A 21555-nucleotide genomic window follows, 5' to 3' on the forward strand; every position below is an offset into this window, starting at 1 on the left:
CCCCTGCGTACTGTATATTCATCCAGTTAATATTTCCCGTACTTCACAAAGCGCCCGCACGGCGTTTTACATTTCCTATGGCTTCCAACAAAGCGCATCATGCGACCGGTTGGGCTGCCGGCGTGATCGCCGCGGCCCTGGTCGCGCACGCTGGCGCCGGCGGCCCCTATCAAGTGCTGAGCATGCTCGCCTTTGTCATGGGGGCGCTGGGCGGCACGGCGCCGGACTGGCTGGAAGTGGCCTGGTGGGCGCGCACGCACCGGCTGTGGATCACGCACCGCACGTGGACCCACTGGGGCCTGGCCTGGATCGCCCTGCTCGTCTACACATATCTGCAATTGCCGCACCACCTGTGGGCGCCGCCCCTGTTCGGCTTTGCCGCGGGCGGCATCATGCATCTGCTGGCCGACTGGCCCAATCCGCTGGGCGTGCCGTGGATCTTTCGCCGCCACTCGCTGCGCTGGTGGAAAAGCGGGCGCCACGACATCATCGTCATCATCGCCGCCTGGCTGGCCGCGACCATCGTGGCCGACCACGTGTTTTTCGACGGCATCCACTGGCAGCGCAGCGTGCTGGCGTTCGAGGGCCTGCTGCACTGGTCCGCCACGGCCCTGCAGCAAGCCTGGGCGGATCTGCAACAGTGGCAGGAGCGCTGGCGCCTTGGTGGCTGACGCCGATTGACGCCGCCCGCATGGCAATGTGATAATGAGTATCATTCTCAAACAGCCCAGCCAGCCGGCACCCCGCGTTCCGTCAGCCCAGCCCATCCCTTGCCTGGAGAACGCAGTGAGTACCGTCCCTCCCACCCATGCCAGCCACCTGAACACCTTGTACAGCGAACACCACGGCTGGCTGTATGGCTGGCTGCGCGGCAAGCTGGGCAACCGCGCCGAGGCGGCCGACCTGGCGCAGGACACTTTTTTACGCCTGCTGGGCAAGCGCGAGGTGACACCGCTGGCGCCCCTGCGCGAGCCGCGCGGCTACCTGGCGACCATCGCGCGCGGCTTGCTGATCGACCGCTACCGGCGCCAGGCGCTGGAACAGGCCTACCTGGAAGCGCTGGCCCAACAAGCCGAGCCGATATCGATGTGCGCCGAAACGCATGCCATCATCATCGAAACCCTGCTCGCCATCGACCGCCTGCTCGACCGCCTGGGCGCGCGCACGCGGGCCATCTTCCTGCTGGCGCAAATCGAAGAACTGAGCTATGTGGACATCAGCCGGCGCCTGGGCGTGTCCCTGCCCACCGTGAAAAAGCACCTGGTGCGCGCCTACACGGAATGCCTGATGCTGGCGGCCGGCTGATGTTTTCCCCTTCCGCCCCGCAGTCAGCCCCAATCGCCCGCAAGGTGCTGGCCGCCGCCGCCCACTGGCATGTGGAACTCCAGTGCGGCAGCGCCGACCCGGCCGCCCTGCGGGCATGGCGCGACGCCAGCGCCGAGCATGAACGGGCCTGGGAACTGCTGCAGCGCATGGACGGCCAGCTGGCCACGATACCGCCGGCGCTGGCAATTCCCGCCCTGCAGGCGGCGCAGCAGCGCCGGCGCAGCGCCGCGAAAGTGCTGGCCCTGCTGCTGGCGGCCGGCGGCGGTATCGTGCTGGGCCAGGCGGGCCTACAGTCCGCCCCCTGGCAAGCGTGGACGGCGTCCTTGCGCACGGCGCCGGGCCAGCGCCGCCACGTGGCGCTGGCCGATGGCGGGCATATGGAAATGAACACGGACAGCGCCGTCGACGTCGACTACAGCGCCGCGCGCCGCCGCATCCGCCTGCACCATGGCGAAATCATGATCACGACGGCGCCCGATGCGCGCCCCTTCCTCGTCGACACGCCGCACGGCGTGATCCGCGCGCTGGGCACGCGCTTCGGCGTGCGCTGCGATGCGGACGGCAGCGTCGTCAGCGTCTTCGAGCATGCCGTGGAAGTACGCTGCGCGGCGCGCCCGGACGCCGTGCGCCGCCTGGAAGCGGGCCAGCAGCTGCGCTTTGGCGACACTGGCCCGGATGATGCGCAGGCCACGCAAGCGCACCAGGACAGCTGGCTGCGCGGCATGCTGGTGGCCGCCGACTGGCCCCTGCAACGGCTGGTCACGGAACTGGCGCGCTACCGGCGCGGGCGCCTGGCCTGCGACGCCGGCGTGGCGCGGCGCCCCGTCACGGGCACCTACCGGCTCGACGATATCGACGCCGTGCTGGAAAGCCTGTGCGCCTCGCACGGGCTGCAAGTGACCTACTTCACGCGCTACTGGGCCACCGTGTCGGCCCGGTCAACGTAATTATTTTCAGTTTTTTTGTCTCAGGGGTTGGTGTTTCGGCGCGCTGCTTCGGCTTGACAGGTAAGTAGCCGATTCATACGCCATTTTCCTATCCCTCTGAGCAGAAAGACCGAGCATGCAGCCGACCATCCCCGTCCTCCATCCCGCCGCGCGCGCCATCCGCCTGGCCGTCCTCGCCATGGCGTGCGCCGCCCCCGCCGCCTTCACCGCCGCGCCCGCGCTGGCGCAAGGCCAGGCCGCCGCGGCAAGCGCTGCGCCGCAAGCCTACGCCATCGCGGCCGGCCCGCTGGCCACCGCCCTGAACGACTTCGCCGTGGCCGCCGGCGTCAGCCTGTCGACCGATCCCGCGCAGACGCGCGGCTTGCGCTCGCCCGGCGTGCGCGGCAGCCACAATGTGGCGCAGGGCTTTGCCCAGGTGCTGGCCGGCAGCGGCCTGGAAGCGGTGCAGCTGCCGAACGGCGCCTACGTGCTGCGCCAGGCGGCACCCTCCTCCGCGCCGGCGGCCGGCGTGGAAAAGACCATGGCTCCCGTGGTCGTGAACGCCAGCATGGAGCGCGACCCCGTCAGTGAACACAGCAACTCGTATGCGGCGCGCGCCGTCACGGTCGGCAAGGGCGTGCAGACCCTGCGCGAGATTCCGCTATCGGTCAGCGTCGTCACGCGGCAGAAGATGGATGACCAGAACCTCAACACCATCGACGCCGTCCTCGCCAACACCACCGGCATCACCATGTACGACAGCCCCATGGGCGGGCGCTATGTGTATTCGCGCGGCTTCATGGTCGACACGTACCAGTTCGACGGCGTCAACCGCGCCATGTACTACCCGCAGGCGAACAGCTTTACCAGCAACACGGCCATGCTCGATCGCGTGGAGATCGTGCGCGGCGCCACGGGCCTGCTGCAGGGCACGGGCTCGCCCGGCGCCGCCATCAACATGGTGCGCAAGCGCCCGCTGGCGGAAAAGCAGGTGCAGCTGGCGCTCGGCGCGGGCCGCTGGAACGACGTGCGCGGCGAAGTCGACGTCACCGGCCCCTTGAACGAATCGGGCAGCATCCGCGGCCGCGCCGTGGCCGCGATTGAACAGCGCGATTATTTCTATGACGTGGCCGACAGCCGCACGGACGTGCTGTACGGCGTGCTGGAATTCGACCTGGCGCCGGGCAGCAAACTGACGACGGGCGCCAGCTACGAGAAGCTGCGCTCAACCCCGTTTTTCTCCGGCATGCCCCGCTACCTCGATGGCAGCGACCCGAAACTGCCCCGCGAGACCTTCCTCGGCGCCGACTGGAACCGCTGGGCTAGCCGCCAGACGGCCGTCTTCGCCGAATTCGAGCACCGCTTCGACGCCGACTGGTCGCTGAAAGCCAGCGCCAACTACACGCGCGAGCGGCATGACGTGAAATACATGTTCAGCCAGGGGGCGATCAATCCCGCCACCCTGGCCGGCATGATGATGTACGGCGGCGTGTTCGACTACGGCAGCACCAACAAGGGTATCGACCTGTCGCTCGACGGCAAATTCAACGCCTTCGGCCGCCGCCACGGCTTCAGCGCCGGCATCAGCACCAACCGCCTGGAAAGCGACAGCGATTTCAGCCTGGCCCTGCTGAAACAAGCAAACAATCCGCTGCAGCCGAATCACGGCGTGGCCGAGCCGAGCGACGCCTGGTTCCGCGAACACAGCTACCGGGGCGATCCCAGCGTCACAAAAATGACGCAGACGGGCGCCTACGGCGTGGCCCGCTTCAGCGTCAGCGATCCGCTCACCGTGGTGGCGGGCGCGCGCGTGTCGAACTACAGATGGAGCAGCGTGTACCGCGACACGGGCGAGGTGTACATCGATCCCTACCGCGAAAACGGCGTCGTCACGCCATATGGCGGCGTGATCTACGCATTCGACAAGCGCTGGTCCGGCTACGCCAGCGTCTCCGACATCTTCCAGCCGCAAAACCAGCGCACGGCCGAAGGCGCCCTGCTCGATCCGCTCAAGGGGCGCAACCTGGAAGTAGGCGTCAAGGGTGAACTGTTCGACGGCAAGGTGAACACCTCGCTGGCGCTGTTCCGCATCGAGCAGCGCAACCGCGCGGAACTCGACCTGGCCAATACCTGCTCGTCCGGCACGGAGTGCTATTTCTCGACGGGCAAGGTGCGCAGCGAAGGGCTCGATGCGGAAATCAGCGGCGAAGTGGCGCCAGGCTGGCAGCTGTTCGCCGGCTACACGCTGAACAATTTCAAGTACCTGGAGCAGACGTCGAACGCGGGCGTGATGTTCGCCAGCACCTACTCGCCGCGCCACATGCTGCGCGCGTGGAGCGACTACCGCCTGCCCGGCGCCTTGCAGCAGTGGAGCGTGGGCGGCGGCGTGAACTTCCAGACGGAGAGCTCGCGCATCACGCGCGACGTGACCGTGGCACAGGGCGCGTATGCCTTGTGGAGCGCGCGCGCCGCCTGGCAGATCGACCGCAACTGGACGGCGTCGCTGTCCGTGACGAACTTGCTCGACAAACGCTACTACCAGACGGTGGGCGCGCCGGCCTGGGGCAATTTCTACGGCGAGCCGCGCAAGGCGCAACTGACCTTGCGCGCGCGTTTCTAAGCGGGACTCAGGTCGCCGGGCGCAGGGGCGCCTTCGGCAGCGGGATGAATTCCGTCTCGCCCGGCACCTGCCCCATGCGCTGGGCGCTCCAGTCGTCGGCCGCCTGCGACAGGCGCTCCTTGCTCGACGAGACGAAATTCCAGAACAGGTAGCGGTGGCCGTCCAGCGGCTCGCCGCCGATGACGACGAACTGCACCAGGCCGCCGCCTGCCGATACCACGGGCACGGCACCTGCCTCCAGCAAGGCCATGGTGTGCGGCAGCAGCGCCACGCCGTCGAGCAGCACCTCCCCGCTGACCGGATAGATCGCCGCTTCCGGCGGCAATCCTTCCAGCCGCAGCTCGCGCCCCGCTTGCAGCGCCACGTCCAGGTACAGCGTCTGCATGTAGGTGCGCACGGGCGAGGTCTGGCCGAAGGCCGTGCCAATCAGGACTTTCACGACGGCGCCATCGAGCGTCACGACGGGAATGTCGGCCTGCGGCGTGTGCGTGAAACTCGGCGCATCCTCTTCGTGCGCCTTCGGCAGCGCGGCCCACAGCTGCAAGCCGTGCGTGCGGTGCGGCTGGCCGGCCAGATCCTGCGGCGTGCGTTCCGAATGCACGATACCGCGCCCGGCCGTCATCCAGTTGATGGCGCCCGGTTCGATGCGCTGGTACGAACCGATGCTGTCGCGGTGGTCGATCGCGCCCTCGAACAGATAGGTGACGGTGGCCAGGCCGATATGCGGATGGGGGCGCACGTCGTGGTTGGCGTCGGGCGCCACGTCGATGGGGCCGAAATGGTCGAAGAAGATGAAGGGGCCGACGGCCTGTTTCTGGCTTGACGGCAGCAGGCGCCGCACGACGAAGCCGCCGCCCAGGTCCTTTTCATGGCTTTTCAGGATGGCCGCGCTCATGCCAGCACCGTCGTGATTTCCGTGGTGACGGCCGTCATCAGCTTGTGGATCGGGCATTTGCCGGCCACGGCCAGCAATTCCTGGCGCTGCGCATCCGTCAGCTCGCCCGTCAGGTGCAGGGTGGCGGCCAGGCGGTACACGCCCTTGCGCTCCTCGCTGGCATCGCGCTCGGTCGACACTTCCACGTGCTCCAGCGGGATGCCCTTGTGTTTGGCGTACCAGACGACGGTGAGCGCCTTGCAGGCCGACAGGGCCGCGTCGTACAGGTCGTGCGGCGACGGGCCGGCGTCGCCGCCGCCCTCCTCCACCGAGGCGTCGGCGGATATGATGTGATCGCGCACGTGCACGATGTGGCGCATGGCTTGCGACTGGTCGCGGATGGCTTTGATGGTCATGGCGTTCCTTGGTGCGTTTGGAAAGCCACAATTTACACCGTTTGCCCGCTTGGCGCAGCCCGCTCCATGCCAACTTGCCTAATCGAGCGTGCGCGCCACGCGGAATCCCACGATGTCATTCGACAGCACGGTGGAAAAGCCGTTGCGCAGGGCCGAGCGCAGGTAGCGCGGGTGGTACAGCCAGGAGCCGCCGCGCAGGATGCGCCGGCTGCTGTCGCTGCCCTCTTCCCATGCGCTGCCATCGACAGGCGCGCCCTCGTAATTGTCGTGCACCACGTCCTGCACCCATTCCCACACATTGCCATGCATGTCGAACAGGCCCCAGGAATTCGGCGCGAACATGCCCAGCGGGCTGGTGCCGCCCCGGTACACGCCGCGCGGGCCGCCGTTGTACACATACAGGCCGTCATAGTTGGCTTGCTCGGTGCTGATCGTGTCGCCCACATTGAACGCCGTGCGCGTGCCGGCGCGGCACGCGTATTCCCATTCCGCTTCGCTGGGCAGGCGGTACTTGCGCCCGGTACGTTCGCTGAGCCAGGCCAGGTACAGTTGCGCGTCATTCCAGCTCACGCCCACCACCGGGTGCTGGTCGTTCTGCACGAAGCCGGGATTGTCCCAGTCCGTCTCGGAACCGCCCGCCCAGCCGGTCGCCTTGACGAAGGCGCGCCATTCGCCCACGCTGACAGGGTGGCGCGCCAGCGCGAACGGGCGCTCGATGCCGACCCAGTGCTGCGGCCTCTCGCGCTCGAGCCAGGCCTGTTGCGAGCCGGCCTGGATGGCGGCCTTGTGCTCCGTCTCGTGCGCGCCCATCTGGAAGCGGCCGCTGGGAATGAGCACCAGTTCCGGCCCCTGCCCCGCGCCATCGAGAAAATCGTCGCGCAAGACGCCTTCCGCATTGGCCACCGGTTGCGCATGTTCGGGTTCCGATTCCGCTTCCGGCGCCGGCGCGGATGCCGGCGCCGGGACAGCGGCAGCGGCGGCGCGGCTGGCCTCTTCGCGGCGCGCCCGTTCCTGCTCGGCGCGGTAGGCCGCCTCCGCCTTGGCGACGATGGCCTTGCGCTGCAACTCCTGGTGTTCCTGCAAGGCGGTGGCGGCATCGGCTTCGCGGCGCGCGCGCAGCTGGCCGCGCAGCGCCTCCTTGCGCAGCTTGCGCGCCTCTTCCGCTTCGAAATGGCGCTGCGCCTCCTGCTCGCGGCGCAGTTTGTCCAGTCGCTGCTTTTCCAGCGCGGCGGCCTGGATTTCCGCCTTGCGGCGCTGGTCCAGTTCTTCCTGGCGTATCCGGGCCTGCTTGATCTCTTCCTCGCGGGCCTGTTCGGCGGCCAGCGCCGCCTCCTTTTGCTGCTGCGCCGCGCGCGCCTGCTGCTGGCGCGCCTGCTCCGCCAGTTCTTCGGGCGACGGCCCGGCCGCGCGTTCCAGGTTTTCCAGCAAGGCTTGCACGGATTGCGGACGCAGTTCCGGCGTCAGCGAAAATCCGTTCTGCAGCACTTGCCATTGTTGCGCGTTGAGCGCTTGCGGCGTTGATGGCAGATGGCTGGCGCTGCGCGCGTCGTCGAACGGCATGCGCGCTTCGAGCATTTGATAGATCATCACGGCCACCGCATACACGTCCAGGCGCGGGCTGGGCTGGCGCTGGTTGGCGCCGGCCTCGGGCGCCCGGTAGCCGTGCGTGCCCGCATTCGGCATGTCCAGCGCCAGGCTGCTGTCCGCATTGCGCACGCGCGTAGCGATGCCGTAATCGAGCAGCTTGACGTCTCCCTTCGCCGTCAGGAAGACGTTGCCCGGCTTGAGGTCGCGGTGCACCAGCTTGTGCTTTTCCCACGCATACGACAGGGCCTCGGCCACCGGCTGCAGCAGTTGCTGCACGGTGGACAGGGGCAGCGCGCCCTCGCGCGCCAGATAGTGCTCGAGGTCTTCGCCATCGAGGCATTCCATGATGATGAAATAGCTGGCCGTGGCCGGGTCCTGCGCCCACTCGTAGACGCGCACGATGTTTTCATGCGCGAGCTTGCGCGCCTGGGTCGCTTCCTCGATCAGCAGCTTGGCATGCGTGGCGCTTTGCGTCAGCTGCGGCGGCAATATCTTCAGCGCCACCATTTCGCTGCTGCCCAGCTCCGCGTGCGTAGCCAGGTCGGTGGCTTGCCACACCTGCCCCATGCCGCCCGTGCCGATCAGCCGTTCGAGCCGGTAGCGGCGGTTTTGCGGACCGATTTCCTGGCCCGTCATGAAGCCCAGCTCCGTGCCCTGGCGCACGGGCAGCGGCGCGGCCACGGGAGCGGTGCCGGGCGGCGCGTACTCGGCGTCGAGGATGGCGTTCTTGCGGCGTTCAAATTCCTGCTCGCTGAGCAGCCCGTCGTCGTGGAGGGCGCGCAGTTCCCGCAGTTTATCTCGTGCTTTTTGCATCATCTGGGGTGAAACGCTTCCATCAAGGCTGCAGGGCGACGCCGCAGGCGGCGCAGAATTTATCTTCGGGATGGCCCGCGCGCTGCGCATGGCCGTTCTTGCAGCGGGCCGGCGCCGATGCTGGCGCGGCGGAGGCCGCACCCGGCTGCAGCGCCTGCGCCACGGCCACGCCCAGCTGCGCCTGTGCCGACAGGCCGTGCGCATGCGCCGCATTCTGCAGGTTGATCAGGTCCAGCTGCTGGCGCCGTTCGCGCTCCGCCTGGCCTTCCAGATAGCTGCGTTCCTGCGCCACGCTGTCCTGCGCCATGCGCAGCGCGTCCAGCGGCGCGACGCTGTTTTCGGCCGCCGCCAGCGCCGCCAGCGCGTGGATCTGCTCGGCGCTCATGCCCGCCTGCAGCTGCACCTTGAGCACTTGCGCCAGCGCGGCCGCATTCTGCCCGGCGGCCATGGCCACCTTGCCCGTGTCGCTCAGGGAGCCGATTTTCTCGATGCGGTCGATGTCGATGCGCGCCAGTTCGGCCGCATGCGCCTGCTGCGCCAGCAGGGCTTCATATTCTCCCTTCCAGCGCGCGTAATCGCTTTCGCGCTGCTGCGCCATGGCCAGCAAGTCGCGCTGCCATTGCGCTTCCTGTTCCAGCTGGCGCAGCTGCTGGCGCTGTTCCTCGATGGCCAGCGCGTCGAGCTGCGCCAGCTGCGTTTGCTGCTGCAGCTGGCGCGCGTGCACGCCGTCTGCCTCGATGGTGCGCAGCAGCTTTTCCTGCTGCGCGATGGCGTCCTCGCGCGCGCCGCCGCGCCGCAGCGCTGCCACCTTTTCCGCGATTTCCGCCGCCTGCACCTGGGCCGCCTCGTCCTTGTGCGCCTCGGCGCGCAGCAGTTCGCGCTGACGCGCCAGCTGCATCTGGTCTTCCCACTCCTGCACCCGCTCGGCCTCGCGCTTGCGCGCCGCGTTGGCCAGCATCAGGCCCTGCCAGGCCGCCTGGTGCTGCTCCGCCTCCAGCTGCGCCTCGCGCTGGGCCGCATCCGCCTCCGCCTGGCGCAGGCGCGCCAGCTGGGTGCGGCGGCCCGTCTCGTCGTCGATCAGCAGCGCGCTTTCCACCTGCTGCGCGATCGACTGCAAGTGGACTTGATGCGTAAAGCGCTGCTGCGCCAGCTGGATCTGCTCGCGCCCGTGCAGCTGCGACAATTCCAGCTCGCTACGCATCTTGATGGCGGCCAGCGCCCGCACGTGTTCCCAGTTGGCCGCTTCATCGGCCCGTTGCGCGCCCTTCTGCGCCAGTTCCTGTTCCAGCTCGCCCAGCGCCAGCGCGGCGCCATGGTCGAGCGCCTGACGCCGCGACTTCGCTTCCAGGATGCGGCCATACAGGTCGATCTGGCGTCCGCGCAGCGCTTGCAGGCGCTCCGCCTCCTGGTGGCCCAGCTCCGCCTTTTCCAGCGTCGCATCCTGCTGCAGCTCGGCGCGGCGGTGCGCATGGCGCGCCGCCAGTTCCTCGCGGCGGATGCGCTGCCATTCTTCCTCGTCATACAGCTGGTCGAGCTGCTTCATGCGCTCAAGGCTGTGCTGCTCCAGTTCCTGCGCCGGCAAGCCGCCCAGCCACAGGGTGCCGATGCTGGCGCCGGCGTCTCCATCGCGCCTGTCGTGCCGCAAACTGAGCGTTTCCACGCGTGCCACGGCCAGGCCGGACGGCGCCAGGCGCTGCGTCAGGGCCGATTGCAGGCGTTCGTTCAGTTCGGGCCGCAGGTCGGCATTCGCGTCCATCTCGCGCAGCGCGCGGCTGCCGATGAATTCCAGCGCAATCTGGCGCACGGACGGCAGCAGCAAGGCATGCAGGTGGGCGCGCGTGACGGCGCCCGGCGCGCGCATGAACTGGCGCGCGAACGCATCGGGCTGGCCCAGCGCGATATCGATACGCAAGGACGCGGCGACGTTGAGCAGCTCCGTGCTGGCCAGCCCGGGCAGGTCGAATTCCAGGCTGACGGCGTCGGCGCGCGCGATCAGCACTTCGGCCGGGCGTGCCGGCAGCAGCGCGGGCAGGCGCGCAAAGAAGGCGGCGCTGTCGTAGTCGCCGGCCGGTATCAAGGTGAAAGCGTCCGATTGCACGATCCAGGCGCGCGACTCGGCCGGCACCTGCAGGCGCCGCGCCGCGCTGCCGAACAGCGAGGACAGCTCGCGCACGCCGAAGAACAGGGCCAGTTGCCCATCAGCAAGATGCCATTGATTGGCATGCAGCACCGCGTCGCTGTCGGGAGCGCCCAGCGACAAGCCGCATTGCGCGCAATAGCCGGCGGCAGCGCCGTTCTTGTGCTCGCAGCGCGGGCAGCGGGCGCCGCCAAAACCAAACAATTGGAACATGTGTGACTCCTGATGAGAATGATTGCGTGCGCTGGCTGCCGTAGCGATTCTAGCAGGAGCGCCGGCGGCGCACGCTACAGCGCGCAGTATCGAATAATGCCATGTGGCAATTGCATTCATATGCCCGGATACAGGGCTATTTAGCCCTCAATTCCAGCCGTCGGCTGGTCGGCCGCCCCCGTCGGCATTTCAGCGCCGTTTTTTTGCAGGCCATCCCGCCAAAACCACGGCTGGTCGCATGCGCATGGCGGGCGGGCGCGCGCTTGGCTACAGTGCAGACATACCCACCCGCCACCGAAAGGAACGATCATGAACACGCAAAAAAACGCCCTGAAAAACATGGAAGCCATCTTTACCGTCGTCGTCGCCATCGCCTGCGGTGCCAGCTACGTCAGCTTCATGCAGCCATCGGCAGCCAGGAGCGCCGACGTGGCGCAGGCGAACGCCATCCCCGTCGTGGTGGTCAGCGCCAAGCGCCTGACGGAGCAGGAAAAGAAGATCTCGCTGATCGAGGAACGCCAAGCCTTGCTGGGCAACGCCACCGCCAGCACCCTGTGAGCCACGCATGATGACTCCACGCCGCCTGGCGCCAGTTTGAACACGACCGCGCCAGGCCGCCATTTGCATCTCATTGTATCCGCCACGGATACACGGACACACAGCATTGTGTCAATTGTAATAAGTTGAATCAAAGGCGATCAGCACGCCCGCAAGCGCCTATAGTCCATTTCACGCAATCACCGAAATGGAGCACACAATGAAACCCATCGCACTCTACGCAGCAGCCATGCTTGCCATCAGCGCCGCGGCTTTTTTGCCCGCGCAGGCCATGGCACAGAATCAGCTCGGCGTCAGCATTGTCGTCGGCAACGCCCCGCCTCCGCCACGGTTTGAAAGCGTGCCGGCGCCGCGCGCCGGCTATGTCTGGGCGCCAGGCTACTGGAACTGGGATGGCCAGCGCCATGTCTGGAACAATGGCGAATGGCTGCGCGAACGGGGCGGCAACCAGTACCGCCGCGCCGCCTGGATACAGGAGAACAACCGCTGGCGCCTGGACCGTGGCGGCTGGGTCGCCGCGCAGGTGCAGCCCGTGCGCTATGACGAAATCCGCATCGCCCCGCCGCCGCCGCGCCGCGAAGCCATCCCGCGCGCGCGCCACGGCTACATCTGGGCGCCCGGCCACTGGGAATGGCGCAGCCAGCGCTACGCCTGGACGCCGGGCGTGTGGATCGCCGAACGCCCCGGCTATGTGTATGCGCCGCCCGCCTGGAACCAGCGCGATGGCCGCTGGCAGATGGAGCAAGGCCGCTGGTCGCCACGGGGCCCGAACGGCGACCGCGACCGCGACGGCATCCCCAACCGCTATGACCGCGACAATGGCAACCGCCACGACCGCGATGGTGACGGCGTACCGAACCGCGACGACCGCCGTCCCGATAATCCGCGCCGCGATTAATACGCATCCGTAGTCCCGACAAGGCCACCCATCGCGGTGGCCTTGTCATTTTCCGGACACATCCGTGTATTAACATCGCGCGACGATCAATCACACTGCGCGAGAAAGATTCACGATGGCGATGGAAACTGCCGGTTTTACTTACGGCTCGGATACCTCGGGCCTGGTCTGGGGCTTCCTGTTTGGCCGCGCGGCGCAGCCGCTGGCGCTCGACTCGACGGCCGCATTGGCCTGGCTGGCCGATGGCGCGGCGAGGCCGGCGCAGGAATTCGTCTGGCTGCATTTTAATTTGTCGCATGCCGCCAGCGAAAAATGGCTGATGGCGCACACGCAGCTGGCCGACGAATTCTATGAAACCCTGCACCAGGGCTCCCGTTCCACGCGCATCGAGCAGGCGGAAAACACCCTGATCGCCGTGGTCAACGATGTGGTGCACAATTTCTCGTTCGAGGCGTCCGATATTTCCACCATGTGGGCCAGCGTGGCGCAAAACCTCGTCATCACGGCGCGCCGCGCGCCGCTGCAGTCGATCGAGCGCCTGCGCCAGGCCGTCATCAAGAACCACGAACCGATCCGCTCGTCGGTGGAACTGCTGATCCACCTGCTGCGCGACCAGGCCGACGTGCTGGTCAACATCGTGCGCGATGCCGTGGCGCGGGTCGACGATATCGAGGATCACTTGCTGGCCGGGCGCCTGGTGCCGAAACGCGCAGACCTGGGCGGCATGCGGCGCGTGCTGGTGCGGCTGCAGCGCCTGCTGGCGCCGGAACCGGCCGCCCTGTTCCGCCTGCTGCAGCGTCCGCCCGCATGGGTGTCGGAGCTGGACAGCCTGGAACTGCGCCAGTCGACGGAGGAATTTTCCGTGGTGCTCAGCGATATGTCCTCGCTACAGGAACGCATCAAGCTGCTGCAGGAAGAGATTGCCGCCAGCGTCAACGAGGAAAACAGCCGCAGCCTGTTCGTGCTGACCATCGTCACCGTGCTGGCCTTGCCGATCAACATCATCGCCGGCATGCTGGGCATGAATGTGGGGGGGATTCCGCTGGCCCAGCACCCGCAGGGCTTCTGGATCATCGTCGCCATCATCGTCACGTTCACCGTCGTGGCGGGATGGCTGGTGGTGCGCGTGCAGAGAAACAGTTAAATCCCTGCACGGCCTGGCGGGCGGACGGCGGGCGCCGTCCCCCATGGTGCTTGCCGCGCTTAGCGGTGGTACTCGCCGGCCCGTTCAGGCTGGTAGACGATTTCCTCGATCTTGACCTTCACCACGCCGCCCGGCATGGGCCAGGCGATGCTGTCGCCGACGGACAGGCCCAGCAGCGCGCTGCCGACGGGCGCCAGCACGGAAATACGGTCGGCCTGGCCTTCCACATCCTTCGGATAGACGAGCGTCAGGCAGAATTCCTCCTTGTTTTCCACCGTGAAGCGCACGGTGGAATTCATCGTCACGACGGTCGGGGGAATCTCTTGCGGCTCGAGCACCTCGGCACGGCCAAGTTCATCGAGCAAGGCGGCCTTGTCAGGCGACAAATTATTACCCAAGGCATACAACAACGCTTCCAGTCGTTCCAGGTCTTGTGACGACAAAATAATTTTTGGTTTTTTTTCCAAGATATCCTCACTATTGATCATTAGGGCGACGTCCGGTTTTGCTGGCGGCAACTTGCTTGGCCGCGGCGGACAAAACAAACAGCATCAGAACGTCCATCATCAGCGGATTATGGACGAACTCGCGGAGCAAGGCCATAGCGTTCTCGCATTCTTCATTAAAAATTATAAAAATCAATGACTTGCAATCAGCCACCCAGAGAAAAAGTTAATCCGCGCCAGGCTGGACGGACGCATTGAAGTTATTCTTCATGGCATTTTGTTTACTATCAGCATGTTTTTAGGGAAAAAACCCGGCTGCTCAAAAAAGGATTAAAATTCAATTTGATTTATTATTAGAAAGACACGGCCAGCTATTTCCGCCTGTCTTGTCGCCTTGCCTGCCGCCACCGATCTGCGGCCTGGACACTAAATTGCCGCGCGCCCTGTACTTTCACGCCGCAAAATGACAATATGTCGGCCTTAGCAACACTTAGCAACACGTTGAGAGTTCCGGCTCACTTCGGTTTTCATCAGACTGGAACGTAAAGTATGGCAGGGCGAGGCGGGATCACACGGGGCGGCGGCAAGCGGGGCCGGCAGGAGCATGCGTCATGATGGCGCCCTTGATGCTGCCTTCCGTGCAGCTGCGCGGCGACCGGATAGCCCGGCTGAACTTGCTGGCCGCGGCGGCCATGCTGGCCACGGCCAGCCTGCTGCTGATCCTCTTCCAATTGTTTTCCCTCCAGGCATCCTTCCAGCACAACCTGCGCATCCAGGCCGACATGCTGGCGCCCGCCGCCTCCCAGGCCATGCGTCAGGATAATCGTCTTGCTGCACAACAACTTCTCGCTCCCCTCGCCGCCGCCCCGCATATCCGCCAAGCACTGCTCTACACCCCCTATGGCATGCCGTTTGCCCGCTACGCGCGCAGTGGCGCCGACGCCGTGCCCGCGGCGCCGCGCAACGGCCTGCATATCGATTATCTGGACGGCAGCGCCGCCATCCTGAAGGCCTTGCCCGGCGGCGGCGCGCTGTACCTGCGCGCCAGCCTGGCGCCGCTGTACGCCAGCCTGGCGCAATTTGCCGCCTTCACCCTGCTCGTCTGCCTGTGCGCATTCGGCCTGACGTTCCTGATGGTGCGCCGCACGCGCACCGCCGCCCAGCATGCGGAAAGCCATTTGCACTACCTGGCCCACGTCGACTCCGTCACGCAGCTGCCGAATCGCCATGAATTCAACGATGCCCTGGCCTACGCGCTGGCGCGCGCCGACCGCCAGGACAGCAGCGTGGGCCTGCTGCTGCTGGACCTGGACAACTTCAAGATCGTCAACGATACGCTGGGCCACCACTGCGGCGACCAGCTGCTCAAGCTCGTCGCCGAGCGCCTGGTGGCCATCCTGCGCGGCACCGACATCATCTGCCGCATCGGCGGCGACGAATTCGTCGTCATCGTCGAACCGGCCGACGACAGCTCGGAAATGGCCAGCGTGGCGCGCAAGATCCTCGCCGTGCTGGCCGCGCCATTCGACCTCGAAGGCCACCAGCTGTACGTCAGCGCCAGCATCGGCGTGAGCCTGTACCCGTTCGACGCACAGGACGTGGCCACCCTGACGCGCAATGCCGATACGGCCATGTACCACGCCAAGCACCAGGGCAAGAACCGCTACGCCGTGTTCAAGGCCGAAATGGAATTGCGCGCCCAGCGCCGCCTGCGCATGGAAGCGAACCTGCGCCGCGCGCTGCAAAACGAGGAACTGTATCTGCACTACCAGCCGCAGATCGACTTGCGCAGCGGGCGCATCGTGGGCGTGGAAGCGCTGGTACGCTGGAACTGCCGCGAAATGGGCCAGCTGAGCCCCGCCGAATTCATTCCCGTGGCCGAGGAAAGCGGCATCATCGTCGACCTGGGACGCTGGGTGCTGCAAAGCGCCTGCCGCCAGGCGGCCGTCTGGTGCAAGGCGGGGCTGCTCGACTCGCTCGAGCACGTGGCCGTCAACCTGTCGGCCTGCCAGGCGCGCGACCCGGGCCTGATGGACGATATCCGCGCCATCCTGCACGAAACGCAGCTGCCGCATGGCTTGCTGGAGCTGGAAATCACGGAAGGGGTCTTGATGGACAATATCCACGCCAACGTGGAACTGATGCGGCGCCTGCAGGAAACGGGCATCCATTTGTCCGTCGACGATTTCGGCACCGGCTATTCGTCGATGTCCTACCTGAAGCGCCTGCCGATCGACCAATTGAAGATTGACCGCAGCTTCGTGCACGACCTGCCGGGCGAGGGCGAAGCCATCGTCACGGCCATCATCGCCATGGCGCACAGCCTGCACCTGAAGGTGGTGGCCGAAGGGGTGGAGACCTTGCAGCAGGTGGAGTTTTTGAGAACGGCGGGCTGCGACAACGTGCAGGGCTACTTCTTCGCGCGCCCGATGACGGCGGCGCAGCTGACGGCATTGCTGCTGGAGCGGCGCGACTGGAGCACGCGCACGATTTTGCCGGCTTGAGTTGCTGCCAACGATGGTGTCGGATTACGGCCGTTGGCCTAATCCGACCTACGCCATGAACAGGTAGGTCGGCGTAGGTCGGGTTAGCGCGAAGCGCGTAACCCGACACCACCCACATCAGGCCAATTTCGCCGAATGCTCGCGCGTCGCGTGGAATGTCAGCTTCGGCCAGCGCTCTTCCGTCAACCGCAGGTTGACGCCCGACGTGGCCAGGTAAGCCATGTTGCCGGCCGCATCGTAGGCCACGTTGTGGCCCAGCGCGTTTTCGAAGTCCTGCAGGACGCGCTTGTCGTCGCAGCTGACCCAGCGCGCGCTGCTGATGCTGGTGCCTTCGAACACGGCATCGACGCCGTACTCGTTGAGCAAACGGCTGGCCACCACTTCGAACTGCAGCACGCCGACGGCGCCCAGTACCAGTTCGCCGCCCTGCACCGGCTTGAAGACCTGCACCGCGCCCTCTTCGCCCAGCTGCTGCAAGCCCTTGTGCAACTGCTTGATCTTCAGCGGATTACGGATGCGCACGGAGCGGAAGAAGTCCGGCGCGAAGTACGGGATGCCCGTAAACGTCAGCATCTCGCCTTCGGAAAAACTGTCGCCGATCTGCATGTTGCCATGGTTCGGCAAGCCGATGATGTCGCCCGCGTACGCTTCTTCCACCTGTTCGCGCGAGGAAGCCATGAAGGTCACCACGTTCGACACCTTGATCTCGCGCCCCAGGCGCAAGTGCTTGACCTTCATGCCGCGCTCGAAACGTCCGGAGCACACGCGCAGGAAGGCGATGCGGTCGCGGTGGGCCGGGTCCATATTCGCCTGGATCTTGAAGACGAAACCGGTGAAGGGCTGCTCGGTCGGATCGACGGAACGCACGGTCGCGTCGCGCGGGCGCGGCGCCGGCGCCCAGTCGACCAGGGCGGAGAGAATCTCGCGCACGCCGAAGTTGTTGATGGCCGAACCGAAGAACACGGGCGTCTGCACGCCGGAAAGGAATTCCTCCAGGTTGAACGGATTCGACGCGCCGTGCACCAATTCGACTTCCATGCGCAACTGATCCATCTCCAGCGGGAACATCTCCTGCAGGCGGGGATTGTCGATGCCCTTGATGATTTCGAAGGCGCCGTCGGCCTTTTCCTCGCCCGCCTTGAACAGCATGATCTCGTCGTTCAGCAGGTGGTACACGCCGCGGAAGTTCTTGCCCATGCCGATAGGCCAGGTGACGGGCGCGCACTGGATCTTCAGCACCGACTCGAGTTCGTCGAGCAGGTCCAGCGGATCGCGCGTCTCGCGGTCCATCTTGTTCATGAACGTGACGATGGGCGTATTGCGCATGCGGCAGACGGCCAGCAGCTTGATCGTCTGCGCTTCCACGCCCTTGGCCGCATCGATCACCATCAGCGCCGAGTCGACCGCCGTCAGCACGCGGTAGGTATCTTCCGAGAAGTCCTGGTGGCCCGGGGTGTCGAGCAGGTTGACGACGTGGTCGCGGAATTCGAACTGCATCACCGAGGAAGCGACGGAAATGCCGCGCTGCTTCTCGATCTCCATCCAGTCCGACGTCGCGTGGCGGCCCGATTTGCGGGCCTTGACGGTACCGGCCATCTGGATCGCGCCCGAGAACAGCAGCAGTTTTTCCGTCAGCGTGGTCTTGCCCGCATCCGGGTGGGAAATGATGCCGAAGGTGCGGCGGCGCTGCACTTCGCGCGCGATCACGGCCGGCGCCTTGCTGCTGGCTGGCGCCGCGGCGTTGTCCGCGCTGTCGGTGGAATCGGGGGTGTGGATGTCGTTCTCGTTGGCCATATTGGTGACCATAATATGGCCCTCGCAAAAAACCCTCGATTTTACAGAAGGATCGGCCTTCCGTGTGAACTGCTTCACTGTGGCGAACGGCAAAATCGCCCGCTTCATCAAGGGGTCACAATCCGCAGGCAACATTGCAGTGCAGAAATGTTGTCACCCTACCCTGGAAACCCGATGAAAATGCTCCTCACCCCCGCCGTCCGACTCATGCAGCGCCTGCGCCTGCTGCCCAAATTCATGCTTGTCTGCCTGGTCTTCCTGCTGCCGCTGGCGCTGGCGACCACCCTGCTGATCTCGGAACTGGGCAAGTCGCTGGCCCAGGCGCAGGATGCGCAGCGGGGCGTGGCGTATGTGCGCCAGCTGCAGGAAGGCACGCGCCTGCTGCAGCAGCGGCGCGGCCTCGAGCACCTGCGCCTGAGCGGCAAGGCGGGCATGGACAACACGGCCGTCAATGCGCGCATCACGGCCGCGCTGGCGGCCCTGGGGCGTTTGCCGGCCGGCGCGGGCCTGCCGCAGGCGGCCGAGCTGACGAAGCAGTGGCAAGCACTGCTGGGCCGCCAGGCGGGCCTGGCGGCGCGCGACAGCTACGCGGCGCACACGGCGCTGCTGCGCCAGGCGGCCAAGCTGGGCCAGCTGGTGGCCGACCGTTCGCACCTGAGCCTGGACCCGGACGCGGGCGCCAACCACCTGAGCGCCGTCTTCACGGCCACCCTGCCCGACCTGACCGAAAGCCTGTCCGACATCGCCGGGCGCGGCGCCGCCTACATCGACACGGGCCTGTTCGAAGCGAACGAGGACCAGCTGGTCAACGCCAACGCCCTGATCGCGCGCCACGAACTGGAACGCCTGCCGGCCCGCTTCGATGAAATCCTCGCCGCCAGGCCGGATTTGCGCGCCAGCCTGCAGCCTGCCCTGAAAGCCGTGCCGGCAGCTCTCGCCTTCCTCGAACGTACGAAGAATGAAGTGACAAATTCCTACGACCAGACCTCGGGCGCGCAATTCCACGCGGCCGGCATGCAGGCGATCGACGCCCTGCACGCGCTGTCCGGCGCCTCCGCCTCCGCGCTCGACAGCCTGCTGGCGCAGCGCGTCGCCCGCGACGAAGCGCGCCGCGGCCTGATCATGGCCGCCATGTTGCTGGTGCTGATGGCCGCAGCCTACCTGTGCGCGGGCTTTTATGCCGCGTTTGCGCGCGACGTGACGCAATTGCGCCTGGCCGTCGGCGCGGCGGCGGCGGGCGACCTGTCGCAGCGCATCACCTCGCAGGCGCACGACGAAATCGGCGACCTGGTGCGCGACTTCGGCGCCATGACGCATGGCCTGGCCACCCTGGTGCGGGAAATCCGCGGCGGCGCGGCCGTCATCGCGGCGGCCGGCGCCGATATCACCCAGGGCAACGCGGCCCTGTCCGGCCACACGGCCACGCAAGCGGACGCGCTGGGCGCCACCGTCGACTCGATGCGCGAGCTGACGGCCACCGTGGGCCGCAACGAAGCCCACGTAGGACAGGGACGCACCCTGGTGGCAACGGCGGCCGACGTGGCCCTGCGCGGCGGGCACACCGTGGGCGCCGTGGTCGAGACCATGGCCTCGATCAAGGCCAGCTCGCACAAGATCGTCGACATCATCGGCGTCATCAACGGCATCGCCTTCCAGACGAATATCCTGGCACTGAACGCGGCCGTGGAAGCGGCGCGCGCGGGCGAGCAAGGGCGCGGCTTTGCCGTCGTGGCGGCCGAGGTGCGCAGCCTGGCGCAGCGCTCGAACGAGGCGGCGCTGGAAATCAAGCGCCTGATCGGCGATTCCGTCGCCACCGTCGATGCGGGCGGCGACCTGGTCAATGCCGCCGGCCACACCATGCGGCAAGTCGTCGATGCCGTGCAGCAAGTTGCCGTGGTGATCGGACGCATCAGCAGCGCCGGTGCCGAGCAGAATGGCGAGATCGCCCGCATCAACCAGGCGCTGGCGCAGATCGACGACATGACGCGCCAGAACGCGGGCCTGGTCGACGAGGCGCGCGCCGGTTCGCAGCGCCTGCACCAGGAAGGCGAGGCCCTGACGCAGGCCGTGAGCCGCTTCCGCCTGGGGGAACACGAAGTGCCAGGCCCGCGCCAGACACCCGCCGCGACCGTGCGCGACGGCTTGCCCAGCGTGCGTCCGGCCGGCCTGTGGAGCGCCAACAAGCCGCGCGTCATATCACAAAATCGCGCAGAACGGCGCAAGGCTAGCTAGTCAAAAGTGTGCGCGTAGGACAAGGACTACAATTTCGCCTCAAAAGAGACTACAAAGTGGCGACTGCTAATCTTATGTTCGCCACTTACATAAGCTTTTAAAGTAGCTACATCGCGATCTGCACCGCGCGGTCGAAAGAAACACCGTTATCACATGAGTACGGCAGCTTTTTTTGACCGGCAACGCGGCAGTCGCACTCCGATGTAAAAAGCCTGTGAGGAATACTATGAGCCATACTCAACTTATCGCCCCGGTCCAGAAGAACCAGCTGCTGCCGCGCGCCATGCCGGCGGCCGGACGGGAAATCAAGCTTGCGTCGCGGGTTAGCCTCAGCAGTGCACAACAGAATGAATTGCTGGCCGCCCTGCCGCGCGCCGCGCTCGAATCGCTGTTCGAAGACCTGGAACTGGTGGAACTGCCTTTCGGCAAGGAACTGTATGCCTACGGTAACAACTTGGAATACAGCTACTTCCCCACCACCGCCATCATTTCCTTGCTGTACGTGATGGAAGACGGCGCCACGACGGAAATCGCCGTCGTCGGCCATGAAGGCGTGGCTGGTGCCTCGCTGCTGGCAGGCGAGCGCGCCATGTGCACGGCCGTCGTGCAAAGCGCCGGTTACGGCTACCGCCTGAAAACGCAAAGCTTGCGCGATGCCTTCAATCAAGGCGGCGCCCTGCCCCAGCTGCTGATGCGCTACACCAACGCCCTGTTTGCGCAGATGGCGCAGAACGCCGTCGGCGGCCGCCACAGCTCGATCGAGCAAAAGCTGTGCCGCTGGCTGCTGGACCGCCTGGACCGTTCGCCATCGAACGAATTGAAGGTGACGCAGGAGCTGATCTCCATCATGCTGGGCGTGCGCCGCGAAAGCATCACGGCCGCCGCCGGCAAGCTGCAGGAAGAAGGCTTGATCCACTATCGCCGCGGCAATATCACGGTGCTGGACCGCGCCGGCCTGGAATGCTATGCGGGCGAGTGCTACAAGGTCGCCAAGACGGAATACGACCGTTTGCTGCGCGACGTATCACGCTGCTGATCTGACAGGATGGATAAAAAAATGGCCGGGC

Annotated in this window: 17 protein-coding genes; 10 read left to right on the forward strand and 7 right to left on the reverse strand. The window is 66.1% G+C overall.

Annotated elements, in window-relative coordinates:
* The first annotated feature begins 77 nt into the window (after positions 1-77).
* The 4 genes from AC07VH_RS07830 (at position 78) to AC07VH_RS07845 (ending at position 4872) form a co-directional block, all read left to right on the forward strand.
* Complete coding sequence (locus AC07VH_RS07830; RefSeq protein WP_494787130.1) at positions 78-671, forward strand: metal-dependent hydrolase; 594 nt, start codon at positions 78-80, stop codon at positions 669-671.
* Between the two features lie 115 nt (positions 672-786).
* Entirely contained in the window at positions 787-1305 is a 519-nt protein-coding gene (locus tag AC07VH_RS07835) for a sigma-70 family RNA polymerase sigma factor (RefSeq protein WP_494787131.1), read from the forward strand.
* On the forward strand, positions 1305-2273 hold the full coding sequence (locus tag AC07VH_RS07840; protein WP_494787132.1) for a FecR domain-containing protein: 969 nt from the start codon (positions 1305-1307) through the stop codon (positions 2271-2273). Before AC07VH_RS07835 ends, AC07VH_RS07840 begins: the two co-directional genes overlap by 1 nt.
* 115 nt (positions 2274-2388) lie before the next feature.
* Entirely contained in the window at positions 2389-4872 is a 2484-nt protein-coding gene (locus AC07VH_RS07845; protein WP_489630552.1) for a TonB-dependent siderophore receptor, read from the forward strand.
* Positions 4873-4879: 7 nt separating this feature from the next.
* Here the strand turns inward: AC07VH_RS07845 and AC07VH_RS07850 are convergent, their stop codons facing one another.
* From AC07VH_RS07850 to AC07VH_RS07865, 4 genes are all read right to left on the reverse strand, one after another.
* Positions 4880-5767, reverse strand: a complete 888-nt coding sequence (locus AC07VH_RS07850; RefSeq protein WP_489630551.1) for a pirin family protein — start codon at positions 5765-5767, stop codon at positions 4880-4882.
* Positions 5764-6162, reverse strand: a complete 399-nt coding sequence (locus tag AC07VH_RS07855) for an OsmC family protein (protein WP_072453163.1) — start codon at positions 6160-6162, stop codon at positions 5764-5766. Before AC07VH_RS07855 ends, AC07VH_RS07850 begins: the two co-directional genes overlap by 4 nt.
* A 78-nt stretch (positions 6163-6240) precedes the next feature.
* Positions 6241-8565, reverse strand: coding sequence for an SUMF1/EgtB/PvdO family nonheme iron enzyme (locus AC07VH_RS07860; RefSeq protein WP_494787133.1), 2325 nt, complete (start codon positions 8563-8565; stop codon positions 6241-6243).
* A 19-nt stretch (positions 8566-8584) separates the two neighbouring features.
* The gene (locus AC07VH_RS07865) at positions 8585-10912 is read right to left on the reverse strand and encodes a coiled-coil domain-containing protein (RefSeq protein ID WP_494787134.1); all 2328 of its coding nucleotides are present in this window, start codon (positions 10910-10912) and stop codon (positions 8585-8587) included.
* Positions 10913-11221: 309 nt separating this feature from the next.
* Between AC07VH_RS07865 and AC07VH_RS07870 the strand changes: the two genes are divergently transcribed.
* From AC07VH_RS07870 to AC07VH_RS07880, 3 genes are all read left to right on the forward strand, one after another.
* On the forward strand, positions 11222-11470 hold the full coding sequence (locus AC07VH_RS07870; protein WP_494787135.1) for a hypothetical protein: 249 nt from the start codon (positions 11222-11224) through the stop codon (positions 11468-11470).
* 199 nt (positions 11471-11669) lie between these two features.
* On the forward strand, positions 11670-12368 hold the full coding sequence (locus AC07VH_RS07875; protein ID WP_494787136.1) for a YXWGXW repeat-containing protein: 699 nt from the start codon (positions 11670-11672) through the stop codon (positions 12366-12368).
* A 115-nt stretch (positions 12369-12483) separates the two neighbouring features.
* Entirely contained in the window at positions 12484-13512 is a 1029-nt protein-coding gene (locus AC07VH_RS07880) for a transporter (protein ID WP_494787137.1), read from the forward strand.
* Between the two features lie 59 nt (positions 13513-13571).
* Here the strand turns inward: AC07VH_RS07880 and rnk are convergent, their stop codons facing one another.
* On the reverse strand, positions 13572-13979 hold the full coding sequence (rnk, locus tag AC07VH_RS07885; protein ID WP_162835757.1) for a nucleoside diphosphate kinase regulator: 408 nt from the start codon (positions 13977-13979) through the stop codon (positions 13572-13574).
* A 10-nt stretch (positions 13980-13989) separates the two neighbouring features.
* The gene (locus AC07VH_RS07890; protein ID WP_489630545.1) at positions 13990-14115 is read right to left on the reverse strand and encodes a hypothetical protein; all 126 of its coding nucleotides are present in this window, start codon (positions 14113-14115) and stop codon (positions 13990-13992) included.
* A gap of 454 nt (positions 14116-14569) precedes the next feature.
* On the opposite strand from AC07VH_RS07890, the gene AC07VH_RS07895 reads away from it, so the two are divergent.
* Positions 14570-16462: a putative bifunctional diguanylate cyclase/phosphodiesterase gene (locus tag AC07VH_RS07895; protein WP_494787138.1), complete on the forward strand. Its 1893-nt coding sequence runs from the start codon at positions 14570-14572 to the stop codon at positions 16460-16462.
* A 117-nt stretch (positions 16463-16579) separates the two neighbouring features.
* On the opposite strand, the gene AC07VH_RS07900 is transcribed toward AC07VH_RS07895, so the two are convergent.
* Positions 16580-18256 (reverse strand): peptide chain release factor 3, encoded by a 1677-nt coding sequence (locus AC07VH_RS07900; protein ID WP_489630803.1) that lies wholly within the window; start codon positions 18254-18256, stop codon positions 16580-16582.
* Positions 18257-18430: 174 nt separating this feature from the next.
* Between AC07VH_RS07900 and AC07VH_RS07905 the strand changes: the two genes are divergently transcribed.
* Complete coding sequence (locus AC07VH_RS07905) at positions 18431-20488, forward strand: methyl-accepting chemotaxis protein (protein WP_494787139.1); 2058 nt, start codon at positions 18431-18433, stop codon at positions 20486-20488.
* A gap of 226 nt (positions 20489-20714) precedes the next feature.
* Entirely contained in the window at positions 20715-21524 is an 810-nt protein-coding gene (locus AC07VH_RS07910) for a Crp/Fnr family transcriptional regulator (protein ID WP_034783188.1), read from the forward strand.
* The last annotated feature ends 31 nt before the right edge of the window (positions 21525-21555 follow it).

It is taken from the genome of Janthinobacterium sp. GW821-FHT03C10 (genome assembly GCF_059420865.1).